A 14447-nucleotide genomic window follows, 5' to 3' on the forward strand; every position below is an offset into this window, starting at 1 on the left:
TCGCGAGCCTCTGCGAGATCCGCAGTGTCGCAGCAACCGATGTCGCGGGCGTGACAGCCCTGGCGCGGGAGATCGCGGCGGACCTCGTCGTCCTCGGTCCGGACGCCGCCGTGGCGGCGGGACTGGCCGATGCGCTCGCCGAGGCCGGCGTCCCTTGCTTCGGGCCGACGGCGGCGGCCGGCCGCCTGGAATCGTCCAAAGCCTTCACCAAGGCGTTCGCCGATCGCCACGGCCTGCCGACCGCAGCCTACCAGGTGTGCGACACGCTGGTGCAGGCCAAGGCGGCGCTGGACCGCTTTTCGCCGCCCTACGTGGTCAAGGCCGACGGGCTCGCCGCCGGCAAGGGCGTGGTGGTGGCCTCGACCCGCGCGGATGCCGAGGCTGCGGTCGCAGATGCGCTGGGCGGCCGGTTCGGGACAGCCGGCGCACGGGTGGTGATCGAGGAATTCCTGGAGGGCGAGATCGGCTCGCTGTTCGCGCTCAGCGACGGGCAGAGCGCGATGCTGTTCGGCTGGGCGCAGGACCACAAGCGCGCCTTCGACGGCGAGCAGGGGCCCAACACCGGGGGCATGGGCGTCTACTCGCCCGCGCCGCTCTTCACGCCCACTCTCGTCGAACAGGTCCGCACCCGGCTCGTGGAGCCCGCCCTGGCGGGCATTGCGGCGGAGGGCGCGCCCTATCGCGGCGTGCTGTTCGTGGAGCTGATGGCGACCCGCGACGGGCCCAAGCTCGTGGAATTCAACGCCCGGTTCGGCGATCCCGAGTGCCAGGCTCTGATGCTGCGGCTCGAGAGCGACCTCGTGCCCTACCTGCTCGCCTGCGCGACGGGGCGGCTTTCCGAGCTGCCGCCGCCCGACTGGAGCGAGGATGCGGCGGTCTGCGTGGTGCTGGCCGCCCAGGGCTATCCCGGCGCGCCCAAGACCGGCGGCGCGATCCGGGGCGCAGACGCCGATTTCGGCCCCGAGGTCGTGGTCTTCCAGGCCGGGACCCGGCGCGATGCGGAGGGCCTGCTCCGCGTCTCCGGCGGCCGGGTGCTCAACGTCTGCGCCAAGGCGGCCACGCTGCGGGCGGCGCGCGACCGGGCCTACGCGGCGATCGCGGCGATCGATTTCCCCGACGGCTTCTGCCGCTCCGACATCGGCTGGCGCGCGCTGCAGCGCGAGGCCGGCTGAGAAGCCGCGCCTTGCGGGGCCGATGCGCGGCCCGGTAAAGTGGCCTCGATCACACGTCAGAGAAGGGCAGAAGCGCCATGGCCGAGACCACCGAACTCGCCGCGGAACGCGCGCGGGAACAGGCGAACACCGGCACCGACGCCGTGCCGGAAGCGCAGCGCTTCGACGAAGCCTCGCTGGACCGCTGGATGAAGGCCAACGTGGCGGGCTACGCGGGCCCCCTCGAGGTGCGCAAGTTCAAGGGCGGCCAGTCGAATCCCACCTATCAGCTGATCACGCCGGCCAGGAAGTACGTCCTGCGCCGCAAGCCGCCGGGCAAGCTGCTGCCTTCGGCGCACGCGGTCGACCGCGAGTATCGCGTGATCACGGCGCTGTATCCGACCGGCTTTCCTGTGGCGAAGACCTACGGCCTGTGCACCGACGACGCCGTTGTCGGCACCTGGTTCTACATCATGGACAACGTCGAGGGCCGGATCCTGTGGGACCAGAGCCTTCCGCAGTACGACCCCGCCGAGCGCAACGGCATCTTCCGAGCCAAGATCAAGACGCTCGCCGACCTGCACAACACCGACTACGTGAAGATCGGCCTGGAGGATTTCGGCAAGCCCGGCAACTACATGGGCCGTCAGGTCGACCGCTGGACCAAGCAGTACAAGGCCTCGGAGACCGAGCATATCCCGGAGATGGAGAAGCTCATCGAGTGGCTGCCGAAGACCTTGCCGGCGCAGGAGCGCACGTCGATCGTCCACGGCGACTACCGGCTGGACAACATGGTGATCCATCCGACCGAGGCCCGGGTCATAGCCGTGCTGGATTGGGAGCTCTCGACCTTGGGCGAGCCGCTCGCCGACTTCACCTACATGCTGATGAACTGGGTGAACGGCGCCATCTCGCACATCCCGGACCTGAAGGCCCACGGCATCCCCACGCTCGAGGAGACGGTGGAGCTCTACTGCGAGCTGACCGGCCGTTCAGGCGTGCCCGACCTCAACTGGTACTACGCCTACAACACCTTCCGGCTGGCGGGCATCCTGCAGGGGATCGTGGGCCGCGTGCGCGACGGCACCGCCAACAGCCCGCACGCCGCCCAGCAGGCGGATCGGGTGATCGGCCTCGCCCAGGCGAGCTGGCGCTTCGCCCAGAAGGCCGGCGCGCCCGCTTAGAGGCCTGCTCGGCTGAGGAGCGCGTCGAGGGCCGCGGGATCGTCGAAACGCGCCCGCACCGGCCAGGCCGCGATCCGCGCGCGCCAGGACATGGGCAGGCGGACCCAATCCTTCTCGGTGGTCAGCAGGCCCGCGCCGAGCCGCTCCGCCCGATCGGCCAGGCGCCGCAACGCGGGCTCGTCATAGGCGAAGTGATCGGGGAGGGGCGCGAAGTCGACGAGCTCGCAGCCGGCCGCCTTCAGCGCCCGCTCCACCTTCCAGGGCTTGCCGACGCCCGCGAAGCCCAGCTGCGGGCCCGTCGGCGGAGCCTCGGCCGGCTGCAGATGGGCGATGAGCACCGGCCGGCCGGCGAGCTGACCGATCAGCTCGGGGTCCGGCTGCGCCAGATCGGCCGGCAACAGCACGATCACGGCGTCGGCGCGCGCCAGGCCGGCGGCCAGAGGCTCACGCATCGGTCCGGCGGGAAACACGCGCCCGTCGCCGAACGGCCACTCGCCGCCCCGCGTCTCGCCATCCGCGACCACCAGGGAGAGAGTCTTCGCCAGCGAAGGGTTCTGGTGGCCGTCGTCCAGGATGATCGCCTGGGCGCCGGCCGCCGCCGCGGCCCCGGCGCCGGCGAGGCGGTCGCGCGAGACCCAGACCGGCAGGTCCTTCGCCAGCATCAGCGGCTCGTCGCCCACCTCCGCACTCGTGTGGCGGCGGGGATCCACCCGCAGCGGCCCCCGCAGGCGGCCCCCGTGGCCGCGGGAGAGGATGTGCGCTGCGACGCCGCGCGCGGACAGCCGGTGGGCGATCTCGCGCGCCAGCGGCGTCTTTCCGGCGCCCCCCAAGGTCAGATTGCCGATGCAGATCACCGGCGCCCCCGGATCCACAGGGTGCGCCCGCGCGATCCTGCGCGCGGTGGCCGCGGCCCAGATCCAGGAGAGCGGGGTGAGGAGCGCGCGGGTCCGCGCGGCCGTGGGCTTGCGCTCGTACCACCACTGCGGGGTCCGGAGCTTCATGCCGGCAGCAACGGCTCGAGCTCGGCGAGCGCGGTCTCCAGCGCCGCGCCCTGGCGTGCGGCATAATCGAGGGCCGCCTCGCCCATTCGCCGCGCGATCGTCGGATAGGCGAGCAGACCACCGATATGGCGGGTCAGGGTCGGCCGGTCCTCGGCTTCCAGGGCCGCGGCTTCGGCCAGCATCTCGTCATAGATGGCGCGCGCATTGAAGGCGTGGGGTCCGGTGATGATCGGCTTGCCGAGCCGCGCCGCCTCCAGCGGGTTGTGGCCGCCGACGCCCTCGACAAAGCCGCCGCCCATGACCACCACGTCGGCGAGCCGCAGGAACAGCCCAAGCTCGCCCAGCGTGTCGGCGAGGTAGATCTCGGTCGCAGCGCCCAGCGGCTCGCCGGCGCTGCGGCGGGCGAGCCTGGCCCCCGCGGCCGTGAGCTCCGCTGCGATGCCGGGGGCCCGCGCCGGGTGCCGCGGCGCCAGGATCAGCAGCGCGCCGGTCGGCCTGACCGCCTCTGCGATGAGCGCCTCTTCGCCGGGATGGGTGCTGGCCGCCAGCACCACCTTGCGGAGGCCGACACAGGCCCGAAGCGTTCCGAGCTCGGCGGGATCGGCGGGCGGCGCCTCGCCCAGCAGCTTGAGGTTCAGCATGGGTCCGACGCGCGCGCCCAGCGCCGCCAGGCGTTCGCCGCTCGCGGACTCCTGCGGCAGCACCAGATCGAACGCCTGCAGCAGCGTGCGCGCCGAGGCGGGCGCCCGGGCCCAGCCGGCGGCGCTGTCCTCACGCATCCGCGCGGAGACCAGGGCGAGCCGCGCGCCGCTCGCCCTGGCGGCCAGGACCAGGTTCGGCCACAGCTCGCTCTCGGTGAAGATGGCCAGTCCCGGGCGCCAGTGAGAGAGGAAGCGCGCCGCCGCCGCCGGCCCGTCGACGGGGGCGAACTGGTGGATCACGTCCTGGGGCAGGCGCTTGGCCATCACCTCGGCGCTGGCGGCGGTCAGCGAGGTCACCAGGAGCGCGAGGTCGGGCCGCCTGGCGCGCAGGGCCCCGATCAGCGGCAGGAGCGAGAGACTCTCGCCGACGCTGACGGCGTGCAGCCAGACCAGCGGCCCCGGCGGTCGCATCCGCCCGGCGCGGCCGAGGCGTTCGCCGAGTCTCGCCGCATCCTCCTTGCCGCGCCTGGCCCTGCGGCGCAGGAGCGCGGGCGCGAGAGGCTCCAGAAGGCCCGTGGCCGCGGCGTAGATGGCCAGCGGCAGCGGACGGCTCACACGACCTCGGCCGAGGCGAGACGGCAGGCCATGGCCGCGTCGGTCTCCACCTGCAAGGTGGCGTGGCCGATGTTGAAGCGCCGCGCGAGCCCTTCGCAGGCGGCGTGCAGGAAGGCGTCGCCGTCATCGTTCGCCGGACGGATCAGGTGCGCGGTGAGCGCGGTCTCGGTGGTGCTCATCGCCCAGACGTGCAGGTCGTGGACCTCGTCGACCCCCGGAAGCGCGCAGAGCCACTGGCGCACGGCCGTCACATCGATGCCGCGAGGCGCCGCGTCGAGCGCCAGGTCGACCGAGTCGCGCAGCAGAGTCCAGGTGCCGAGCACGATCACGCCGGCGATCAGCAGGCTGAGCGCCGGATCGATCCAGAAGAGGGAGGTCGCGGCGATCACGCCCGCCCCGATCACCACGGCGAGCGAGACCGCGGCATCGCCGGCCATGTGCAGGAAGGCCCCACGGACATTCAGGTCCTCGCCGCGGCGACGGAAGAAGAGCAGGGCGGTGGCGGTGTTGATCCCCACGCCCAGCGCCGCCGTGAGCATGACGAGGCCCGTCGAGATCGCGGTCGGATGCATCAGGCGCCGCACGCTCTCGGAGGCGATCGCCCCGACCGCGATCAGCAGCATGATGGCGTTGGCGAGCGAGGCGAGAATGGTCGCCTTGCGCAGGCCATAGGTCCGCCGCCCCGCCGGCGCCCGGCGGGCCAGCACCGCCGCGCCCCAGGCCAGCAGCAGGGCCAGCACGTCGGAGAGGTTGTGGCCGGCGTCGGCCAGCAGGGCCAGCGAGGAGGACCAGAGGCCGGCGCCCACCTCGGCCAGGACAAAAGCGGCGTTCAGGCCGATCCCGATCGCGAACGCCCGGCCCATGTCGGCGGCGGCATGGGGCTCGTGGTGATGCTGGTGAGGACCGCGGCCGTGATCGTGGCCAGGACCGGGCTCGTGGTCATGCGCCTCGGGCTCGCGGGATTGATGAGTATGCGCCATCGAGGCCCTATCTCTCACCGCGGCGGCGAAGGATCAATGCGCGCGCCTCGCCCCGCCAGCGCCTCGGCGCGACGGGTGGCGGCGGAAAGGCGGGCCGACCACGCCTCCACCAGCCGCCCGATCTCCCGATCGTCGGCGTCGGACGGCACGAACAAGGGCCCGTCCCAGACCACGGCGCCGCGCGCCAGCGGGGTGGCCCACATGATCTTGTCCCAGGTGTCCATCTGCAGGGCGGGGCGGGCGGCGATGCCCATCAGGAACACCGGCTGGCCCGAGCGCCGGGCGATCTGCAGGGCGCCGGGCGCGATCACCTCGTTCGGTCCGCGCGGCCCGTCCGGCGTGACCACCAGGGCGCCGCCGCCGGCGACCCAGGCCACCGCCTCACGGATCGCCGCGACGGCCTGGCGCGCCTTGGCCGCGTCGCCCTTCTTGGCCGAGGAGATGCGGATCGAGGGAAAGCCCGACATCGCCAGCGCCTTGGCGATGAACTCCCCGTCCGCGGAGGGGCTGACGAAGGCGCGCGTGCGCTTGCGCCACCACTGCGGCGCGGTCGCCAGGCACAGCGGAATGCGGCCATGCCAGAACAGCGCGATCGCGCCGGAGGACCCGGCGAGCACGGGCTCGACGCAGGCCAGGTTCTCGTGCCGCCAGCGGACGGTCTTCAGGACGACGCGCAGATAGGCCCCGAGCGCCCAGCCGAGCGCGGACTGGACGCCGTCGCTCCGCAACAGGTTCTTCAAGCCGCGGTCTCCGCCTCCAGGTCCTGGGTCTTGGCCAGCCGCGCATAGAGGCCCCGCTTTCGGATCAGGGCGGCGTGGTCGCCGGTCTCCACGACGCGGCCCCTGTCGATCACATAGATGCGGTCCGCGCCGCGCACTGTGGACAGCCGGTGGGCGATCAGGATCGTCGTGCGCCCGGCCATCAGCCGCCTCAGCGCCGACTGCACCTGCGCCTCGCTCTCGGTGTCGAGGGCGCTGGTCGCCTCGTCGAGCAGCAGGATCGGGGCGTCCTTCAGGAAGGCGCGGGCGATGGCGATGCGCTGCCGCTGACCGCCGGAAAGCCGCGCGCCCGCCTCGCCGACCGAGGTGTCGTAGCCGTTCGGCAGTCCGCCGATGAACTCGTGCGCCGCGGCCGCCTTGGCGGCAGCTTCGATATCGGCCGCGGCGGCGTCGGGCCGCGGGTAGGCGATGTTGGCCCGGATGGTGTCGTCGAACAGGAAAGGCTCCTGGGTGACCAGCGCGATCTGGTCGCGAAGCGAGGCCAGGGTCACGTCGCGAACGTCATGGCCGTCCACGAGCACGCGACCGCATGTCGGGTCGTAGAACCGGGGGATCAGGTTGAGGATGGTGGTCTTGCCGCCGCCGGACGGGCCGACGAGGGCCACCGTCTCGCCGGGCTCCACCGCGAAGTCGACGCCGTCCAGGGTCGGCGGGCCGTCGCCGCCATAGGAGAATCCCACCCGTTCGAAGCGGATCTCGCCGCGGCTGCGCGGCAGGCTGCGCGCGGCGGGCGCCTCGCGCACCTCCGGCTCCACGTCCAGCGCCGCGAACAGCCGCCGGGCGGCCGAGAGCCCCTCGGCGAACACCGTCTGCAGGTTGGCGAGCTGGCGCAGCGACTGGCTGGCCATCATCATGGCCACGAGGAACTGGGTGAAGCCCCCCGCCGTGATGCCGCCGCCCTGCGCGGCGCGGAAGCCCACATAGGCGATCACCGCGGCCAGGATCAGCGTCGTGAACAGCTCGGTCGAAGGGGTTGCGAAGGCCCGGGCGTTGGAGCCCTTCACCAGGTGCCGCTCGCGCCGGCGGATCACCTGGGCGACGCGGCTCTCCTCGAAGGCCTCGCGGTTCTCGATCTTCACCACCCGGATGCCGTCGAGGCTCTCCATGATCGCGGTGGACAGCGCCGAAGTCTCGGCCATGGCGCCCTTGGCCGCCTTGGTGGTCCGCCGGGAGAAGCGGCGCATGATCCAGCCGGCGACCGGACCGCCCGCCATGACGATCAGGGCCAGGGTCCAGTCGACCTTGAACATCAGCACCAGCCCGGCGACCACCGTCAGCAGGTTTTGCGTGTAGTTGATCACCCCGGAGGTCGCGGCCTCCCGCGTCAGGCCGGCGTCGTAGAGCACCGAGGAGACATAGGTCCCCGAGTGCTGCGTCCTGAGGTGGGCCAGGTCGGCCCGCACCAGCTTGCCGAACAGCTGCCGCTGGATGTCGGCGACCACGCCGTTGCCGATGCGGTTGACCAGGGTCGACTGGATCACCTGGGCCAGGCCCCGCAGCACCGCGAGACCCGCGATGGTCAGCGGGATGTTCAGCGCCGCGTTCGGCTTGTGCAGCACCAGGAGGTCGTCGGTGGCCGGCCGCAGGATCCTCACCAGCGAGTAGTTCAGCGCCGCCACGGCGACCGCCGCCAGCAGCGCGACGGTCCAGCCCTTCCAGCGCGGCGCCATGTAGATGCGCGCGATGCGGGCCGCCAAGGTGCGGGCGGTAAGCTCGGGCGGGGCGCGCTCGCTCATGGGCTTGGGGTCGACCGATGCGGGGGGGAAGTCAAGCGCGCGCCCGGTCGCGCGGGCCTCTGGGCGGGCGCGACGGCGCGCTCCCTATCGCCACACCGCGCCGGCCGCTACTTAGGGCCATGATCGCCGAGCCGTCGCCGGATTTCGACCTCGACAGACCGCTGGGGCGCGTGCGGACTTACGCCGACTATCTCTGGAACGACCACGCCTATTTGCGGCTCGCCTTCTCCAACGCCCACCGCGTGTCCGACGAGCTCGTCCGCGCCAACCAGCCCTGGCCGCATCAGCTGGAAGCATGGAAGGCCAGGGGCGTCCGCACGGTGATCAACCTGAGGGGCGATTTCCATCGCAGCTTCTACGCGCTGGAGCGCGAGGCCTGCCGCCGCTTCGGCCTGGAGCTGGTCAACTTCCCCATGGGCTCGCGCGAGGTCCCGAGCCGGGAGCGGGTGCTGGGCGCAAGGCGCCTGTTCGAGACGGTCCGATATCCGGCGCTGATGCACTGCAAGTCGGGCGCGGACCGGGCGGGCCTGATGAGCGTGCTCTACCTGCACTTCCGCAAGGGGGCGACGATCCGGGAGGCCATGGACCAGTTGCACCTGCGCTACCTGCACGTCCGCCAGGGCAAGACCGGCGTGCTCGACTATACGTTCGAACGCTACCTCGCCGAGGGCGAGCCGGCGGGGATGTCCTTCCTCGAGTGGGTGAGGAGCCCCGCCTACGATCCGGCCGGGTTCAGGGCCGACTTCAAGGCGCAGATGTGGGGCTCGCTGGTGAGCGAGCGTCTGCTCAACCGGGAATAAAAACGCTGAGTATGATTTCCGACAGACTCGCGGCCCGCGTGTGTGACAACCTAGGTCGTATCGGAGGACGGGGCCGTGACGACCGAGATCAAAGACGAGGTGCTGACGCTGCTTGGGGTTCGACCCGACGGCGTCGCCTCCATCGTGGACCTGGTGGCCGACGGTCCGATCGAGGCGCGCTTTCGCGCCGAAGCCCTCCTGCGCGAGCACGCTTCGTGCGAGGCCGTGGAGGTCTGGCGCGGCGGCGCCCTTCTGGAGAAGGTCCTGCGCCAGCCCGCGTGACAGCCCAGCGGCTCAGGGCTCGTGATCCTCGTCGGAATTGGGATCGAGCAGCCGGTGCGCGTGGATGATGAAGTAGCGCATCAACGCGTTGTCGACGGTCTCCTGGGCCTTCGCGCGCCAGGCTCGCAGCGCCTCCTGGTAGCTGGGGTAGGCGCCCACCAGATCGACGCGCGAGAGGTCGCGGAATTCCGGTGGCCCCTGGAGCGATTTCAACTCTCCCCCGATCACCAGGTGCAGAAGCTGTCTGTCAGGCATGGGCGGGCCCCTGCATCGGATGCGGCGCCCAGCCGATAGGCCGCTCCGCGCGGGGGATCAACGCCCGGCGACGGCCAATGCGTCCACCAGGATCGAGGGCGCGTTGGTCGCTCCCCGGATCTCGAGGTCGGCGCCCGGGACCAGGCGGGCGTAGATGTCGATCAGGTTGCCGGCCACGGTGATCTCGGTCACCGGATAGGCGAGCTCGCCGCGCTCGAACCAGAAGCCCGAGCAGCCCACCGACCAATCGCCGGTGTTGCCGTTGAGCGACGGCCCGAACATCGAGGTGATGAGGAGCCCCTCTCCGGCGTCGGCCATCAGGCCGCCGAGGTCGCGCTCGCCGGGCTGGACGGTCAGGTTCGAGGGCCCGACGCCGGGCGGCCCCGCCAGGCCGCGCGAGGCGTGGCCGGTGCTGGTCAGGCCCAGTTGGCGCGCCGAGGCGCTGTTGAGAAGCCAGGTGGTGAGCACGCCTTCCTCGACGATCGCCTGCGGCCGGTTGGCGACGCCCTCGTCATCGAACGGAGCCGAGCCCAGGCCGCGCTTGCGGTGCGGATCGTCGGTGATCGTGACGTGGCGGCCGAACACCGGCTGGCCCAGCTTGTCCTTGAGGAAGGAGGTGCCGCGCGCGATCGCGGGGCCGGCGATCGCGCCGACCAGCGGCGAGATCAGCGAGGCGGCGAGCCGGTTCTCGAAAATCACCGGGGCGGTGGTCGAGGCGATCTTGCGCGCGCCGAGCCGCGAGGCCGCGCGGCGGCCCGCCTCGGCGCCGATGGCGGCGGCCTCCGGCAGGTCGGCGCGCCAGCGGACCGAGCGCCCCTCGTAACCGGTCTCCATACCGGTCTCGTCGCCGGCGATGGCGCTGGCGCCCAGCGAGAAGCCGGAGGCGCGGTGCTCGCCGGAGAACCCGCCGCTGGTGATCATCCGCCACCGCGAGGCCGACCAGCCGGCCGCGGCGCCGTCGGAGTTGGTGACCTTCGGCGTGGCGCGGGCGGCGTCCTCGGCGATGCGGGCGCGCTCCTCGAGCGAGTCCGGCGCGGGCTCGGTGGGATCGTAGAGGTCGAGATCCGGCAATGGGCCCGCGGCGATCAGCGCCGGGTCGGCGAGGCCGGCGTAGGGGTCCTCGGGCGCGAGCCGGGCCATGGCGAGCGCCCGCTGCACCAGCTTGCCGCGCGCCTCGGGACTGATGTCGGAGCCGGAGACGCTCGCCTGACGGCGGCCGACGAACACCCTGAGGCCGAGATCGCGGCTCTCCTCGCGCTCCACCTCCTCCAGCTCGCCCAACCGCACCGTGATCGACAGCGAGCGGCGCTCGGCGCCCACCGCCTCGGCGGCGTCGGCCCCGGCCTTGAGCGCGGCGGCGACCAGGTCTTGCAGCAGGGTCTCGTCCATCCCGGCCATATGGCCGCCGGCGCCGCGGCGGGCAAGCCGCTTAGAATGCGCCGCCGGGCCTCAGTCGACGGGATCGCCCGCGCCCGGCAGGCCGAGCCTGGCCCACTTCTCGCTCACCGCCTCGACGGTGGCGCGGTCCATGGCGAGCAGCCGGCCCCACTCGCGCCTGGTCTCCGGCGGCCACTTGTCCGTCGCGTCGAGCCCGATCTTCGAGCCCAGCCCGCTCTCGGGCGAGGCGAAGTCCAGGTAGTCGATGGGGGTGTTCTCGACGATCGTCACGTCACGGGCCGGATCCATCCGCGTGGAGAGCGCCCACATGACGTCCTTCCAGTTCCGGGCGTCGATGTCGTCGTCCACGACGATCACCCACTTGGTGTACATGAACTGCCGAAGGTAGCTCCAGACGCCCATCATCACCCGCTTGGCGTGGCCGGCGTAGGCCTTCTTCATCGAGACCACCGCGATGCGGTAGGAGCAGCCCTCGGGGGGCAGCCAGAAATCGACGATCTCCGGGAACTGCTGCTGCAGGAGCGGGATGAACACCTCGTTCAGCGCCTCGCCCAGGGTCGAGGGCTCGTCCGGCGGCCGGCCGGTGAAGGTGGTCAGGTAGATCGGGTCCTTCCGCATGGTGATCGCCGAGACCTGGAACACCGGGAAGCGCTCGACGGAATTGTAGTAGCCGGTGTGGTCGCCGTAGGGCCCCTCGTCGGCGTACTCGTCGAGCAGCACGTGGCCTTCGATCACGATCTCCGCATTGGCCGGGACCATCAGCGGCACCGTCTTGGCCGGGACCAGCTCCACCTTCGAGCCGCGCAGCAGGCCCGCGAACTGGTATTCCGAGAGCGTGTCCGGGACCGGCGTCACCGCCGCCAGGATGGTCCCGGGATCGGCGCCGATGACCGCGCAGGCGGGCAGGGGCTCGCGCCGGCCCTCGGCCTTCCAGCGCCGGTGGTGCTGGGCGCCGCCGCGGTGGGCGAGCCAGCGCATGATGGTGCGGTCGGGCCCGATCACCTGCATGCGGTAGATGCCGAGGTTGTAGTCGTCCTCGCGGCTGGTTCCCGGTCCCTTGGTCACCACCAGCGGCCAGGTGATCAGCGGCGCGGGCTCCCCCGGCCAGCAGGTCTGGATCGGCAGCCTGCCAAGGTCGATGTCGGACCCCTTCAGCACCACCTGCTGCACGGGCGCGCGCTTCATCACCTGAGGGCGCATGGCCATCACCGTCTGCGCCAGCGGCAGCATGCCGATCGCGTCTCTCAGCCCCTTCGGCGGCTCGGGCGCGCGCAGGACGGCGAGCAGCTCGCCCACCTCGCGCAGATCGGCGGCGGAGGACCGCTCACGTCCGCCGAGCGTCACCCCCATGGCGACGCGCCTCACCGTGCCGAACAGATTGGCGAGCGCCGGGATCTCGGAGAGCCGGCCATCGGCGCGGATCGGGCTTTCGAAAACCACCGCCGGCCCACCCTGAGCGATCAGCCGCCGCTGGATCTCGGTGATCTCCAGCACGGTCGAGACCGGCGCGGCCACCCGCACGAGCTCGCCGGCGGCTTCCAGCCTGGCCATGAAATCGCGCAGCGAGCGGTAAGCCATTGTCCCTCCGACCGGGGTGCGCGGAACCTAGAGCGGCGAGCCCGGCGGGTCTAGGATCGCCCCATGAAGCGTATCGATCTCGACGACCTGCCGCCCAAGGTGGCGGCGCTGCTGAGCGGGCTCGCGCAAGGCGAGGCGCTGCTGCTCGTCCAGAACGGGGCCGTGGTGGGGCGCCTCACCGGCGGCGGCGACGCGTCCCAGCCCGCGGCCGCGCCCGAAGCCGATCCCGATCCGGAGACCCGCGCCCAGGAGATCTTCGAGCTGTTCCGTTCGTCCGTGGAAGACGAGTTCTAGGCGCGGGCCTCGTCCCCCGCCGCGAAATGCGCGAGCTGGTCGGCGTGCGCTTTCCTGAACGCCGGCCGCCCCGTGGCGCGCGCCACATACTCGCGACAGACAGGGAAACCCGCCAGCCCATCGAACCGGTCCGCCATCCGCAGCACGTCGGCCATCAGGATGTCGGCGATGGAGAAGCGCCCGGCCAGCCACTCGCGCCCGGCCAGCACCGGCTCGAGATGTTGCAGCCGGTGCTGTCGAAGGAAGCTGTCGATCATCTGGAACGCCGGGCCCTCGGTCTGGCCGGAGAATTGGAACAGCACCCAGGGCAGGGCCGCCATCTCCACGGAGTTGAGCGCCGCGAACACCCATTCGACGACCTCGGTGCCGCCGCGCGGTTCCTCCGGCATCAGCGCCGCGCTCCTCTCGCCGAGGTGCAGCAGGATCGCCCCGCTCTCGAAGATCGAGAGGTCGCCGTCCGTCAGCCACGGGACCTGCCCGAAAGGCTGGTGCGCGAAGTGGCCGACCCCACGGTCCTCGAACGGCGTGCTCTCGACCCGGTACGGCAGCCGCGCCTCCTCCAGGGCCCAGCGCACCCTGAGGTCGCGCACAAGGCCGCGCGGCGGCTCGGGGACCCAGTCGTAGGTGGTGAGGACCAGCTCGCTCATCCGGCGTCTCCGTTGGCGGCGGCCGCGTCGCGCGCCTTGACCCACGTCTTCGGCGCGATCTTGCGCCAGCGGCGGTCCAGGAAATTCCTGAACGAGCCGGGATGGAGCGTGGCCATGCGCGCCAGGACGCTCGGATAGTCCTTGTAGTGGGCGGTGAAGTGGAAGGTCTGGGGCTCGGCCTCCATCAGCATCTCGCGCTCGTCGAATGGGACCTCCAGGAGGACGAGGCTATCGTCCTCGCGCCTCAGCCGGGTGAAGAACTTGCCGTTCACCTTGTAGGACGGGCGGCCGTAGCTCATGCCCTTCTCCGCGCCGGGGAAGGACATCACGATCGCCTCCATCTCCTCGAGCGTCATGGCGGACCTCCGGGTCGAGCCGGGAGCGTTCGCCCGATCGGGACGGAAGTCAAAACCTAGCGCGTGCGCCGCGCGGAGACCCTGGCGGAGGGCGGGACCGCGCCCATGGGCTCGGCCGTCTCGGTGAGCGCCAGCGCCCGCAGCGCGTCATCGATCGGGATGAAGAAGTTGAGGTTGTGCGATACCCCATCGGGCGCATAGCCCCAGTCGGTGATCGCCAGCACGCGGCCGTGCTCGTCGAGCAGCGGGCCGCCCGAATTGCCGTGGTCCACGGCGACGTCGCTCTGCACGAAGGCCAAGCCCTCCAGCGTCCGAATTCCGGAGATCACGCCCTTGGTCACCGTGCTCTGAAAGGTCTTCTCGAGCGGCGTGCCGATAGCGACCACCGCCTCCCCCGGTTGAGCCTCATCCAGGCGCAACGGCAGCGCTCCGCGGCCGTGCGGATCGGCTTTCACAAGGGCGACGTCGCGCCGGGCATCGCTGCGGGTCACATCGCCCACCGTCTCGCTGCCATCCGACCAGCGCACCCTCACCTGACGGGCGTCCCCCACCACGTGCCGGTTTGTGAGCAGGAATCCCTCAGGCGAGATCAGGAATCCACTGCCCCAGCCGTCCCCCGCGAAGATCGTGGCCACGGACGCAAGCGCCCCCGAGACCGGCAGACTTGCCGCCGCCGCAGGGACCAAGGTCAGAGGAGCGTAGCTGACCGTCGGCGCCGCGGTCGCCGGACCCGACGCCAGCTTGCGGAAC

General features: G+C 71.7%; 16 protein-coding genes. 5 read left to right on the top strand and 11 right to left on the bottom strand.

Annotated features, from left to right (window positions below):
- On the top strand, positions 1 to 1172 hold a 1172-nt coding region (gene purD / locus VLI41_RS02555), incomplete at its 5' end, for a phosphoribosylamine--glycine ligase (protein ID WP_325266488.1).
- Between the two features lie 77 nt (positions 1173 to 1249).
- Complete coding sequence (locus VLI41_RS02560) at positions 1250 to 2335, top strand: phosphotransferase family protein (protein WP_325266489.1); 1086 nt, start codon at positions 1250 to 1252, stop codon at positions 2333 to 2335.
- On the opposite strand, the gene lpxK is transcribed toward VLI41_RS02560, so the two are convergent.
- From lpxK to VLI41_RS02585, 5 genes are read right to left on the bottom strand one after another with little or no spacing between them, the layout of a single operon-like run.
- Positions 2332 to 3336: a tetraacyldisaccharide 4'-kinase gene (gene lpxK / locus VLI41_RS02565; protein ID WP_325266490.1), complete on the bottom strand. Its 1005-nt coding sequence runs from the start codon at positions 3334 to 3336 to the stop codon at positions 2332 to 2334. The genes VLI41_RS02560 and lpxK overlap by 4 nt on opposite strands.
- On the bottom strand, positions 3333 to 4592 hold the full coding sequence (locus VLI41_RS02570; protein WP_325266491.1) for a 3-deoxy-D-manno-octulosonic acid transferase: 1260 nt from the start codon (positions 4590 to 4592) through the stop codon (positions 3333 to 3335). Before VLI41_RS02570 ends, lpxK begins: the two co-directional genes overlap by 4 nt.
- Positions 4589 to 5572: a cation diffusion facilitator family transporter gene (locus VLI41_RS02575; RefSeq protein WP_325266492.1), complete on the bottom strand. Its 984-nt coding sequence runs from the start codon at positions 5570 to 5572 to the stop codon at positions 4589 to 4591. Before VLI41_RS02575 ends, VLI41_RS02570 begins: the two co-directional genes overlap by 4 nt.
- 14 nt (positions 5573 to 5586) lie before the next feature.
- Entirely contained in the window at positions 5587 to 6312 is a 726-nt protein-coding gene (locus tag VLI41_RS02580; protein WP_325266493.1) for a lysophospholipid acyltransferase family protein, read from the bottom strand.
- Positions 6309 to 8087, bottom strand: coding sequence for an ABC transporter ATP-binding protein (locus VLI41_RS02585; protein ID WP_325266494.1), 1779 nt, complete (start codon positions 8085 to 8087; stop codon positions 6309 to 6311). Before VLI41_RS02585 ends, VLI41_RS02580 begins: the two co-directional genes overlap by 4 nt.
- A gap of 119 nt (positions 8088 to 8206) precedes the next feature.
- On the opposite strand from VLI41_RS02585, the gene VLI41_RS02590 reads away from it, so the two are divergent.
- Both VLI41_RS02590 and VLI41_RS02595 read left to right on the top strand, forming a co-directional pair.
- The gene (locus VLI41_RS02590) at positions 8207 to 8887 is read left to right on the top strand and encodes a fused DSP-PTPase phosphatase/NAD kinase-like protein (protein ID WP_325266495.1); all 681 of its coding nucleotides are present in this window, start codon (positions 8207 to 8209) and stop codon (positions 8885 to 8887) included.
- A 75-nt stretch (positions 8888 to 8962) separates the two neighbouring features.
- The gene (locus tag VLI41_RS02595; protein WP_325266496.1) at positions 8963 to 9169 is read left to right on the top strand and encodes a hypothetical protein; all 207 of its coding nucleotides are present in this window, start codon (positions 8963 to 8965) and stop codon (positions 9167 to 9169) included.
- A gap of 12 nt (positions 9170 to 9181) precedes the next feature.
- On the opposite strand, the gene VLI41_RS02600 is transcribed toward VLI41_RS02595, so the two are convergent.
- Genes VLI41_RS02600 through VLI41_RS02610 form a run of 3 tightly spaced genes read right to left on the bottom strand, consistent with a single transcriptional unit; the run spans position 9182 to position 12400 of the window.
- The gene (locus VLI41_RS02600; protein WP_325266497.1) at positions 9182 to 9424 is read right to left on the bottom strand and encodes a DUF4170 domain-containing protein; all 243 of its coding nucleotides are present in this window, start codon (positions 9422 to 9424) and stop codon (positions 9182 to 9184) included.
- A 57-nt stretch (positions 9425 to 9481) separates the two neighbouring features.
- Positions 9482 to 10813 carry a TldD/PmbA family protein gene (locus VLI41_RS02605; protein ID WP_325266498.1) on the bottom strand — a complete coding sequence of 444 codons (1332 nt, stop codon included), beginning with the start codon at positions 10811 to 10813 and terminating at the stop codon, positions 9482 to 9484.
- Positions 10814 to 10873: 60 nt separating this feature from the next.
- Positions 10874 to 12400, bottom strand: a complete 1527-nt coding sequence (locus VLI41_RS02610; protein ID WP_325266499.1) for a UbiD family decarboxylase — start codon at positions 12398 to 12400, stop codon at positions 10874 to 10876.
- 63 nt (positions 12401 to 12463) lie between these two features.
- On the opposite strand from VLI41_RS02610, the gene VLI41_RS02615 reads away from it, so the two are divergent.
- Entirely contained in the window at positions 12464 to 12694 is a 231-nt protein-coding gene (locus VLI41_RS02615; RefSeq protein WP_325266500.1) for a hypothetical protein, read from the top strand.
- Here VLI41_RS02615 and VLI41_RS02620 read toward each other — a convergent pair.
- From VLI41_RS02620 to VLI41_RS02630, 3 genes are all read right to left on the bottom strand, one after another.
- Positions 12691 to 13341 (bottom strand): glutathione S-transferase family protein, encoded by a 651-nt coding sequence (locus tag VLI41_RS02620; RefSeq protein ID WP_325266501.1) that lies wholly within the window; start codon positions 13339 to 13341, stop codon positions 12691 to 12693. The two genes, VLI41_RS02615 and VLI41_RS02620, sit on opposite strands and share 4 nt — an antisense overlap.
- Entirely contained in the window at positions 13338 to 13697 is a 360-nt protein-coding gene (locus tag VLI41_RS02625) for an MmcQ/YjbR family DNA-binding protein (RefSeq protein WP_325266502.1), read from the bottom strand. Before VLI41_RS02625 ends, VLI41_RS02620 begins: the two co-directional genes overlap by 4 nt.
- A 56-nt stretch (positions 13698 to 13753) precedes the next feature.
- Positions 13754 to 14447: S1C family serine protease (locus VLI41_RS02630; RefSeq protein WP_325266503.1), on the bottom strand; the 694-nt coding region annotated here is incomplete at its 5' end.

This window comes from Phenylobacterium sp. (assembly GCF_035475775.1).
Classification (GTDB): domain Bacteria; phylum Pseudomonadota; class Alphaproteobacteria; order Caulobacterales; family Caulobacteraceae; genus Phenylobacterium.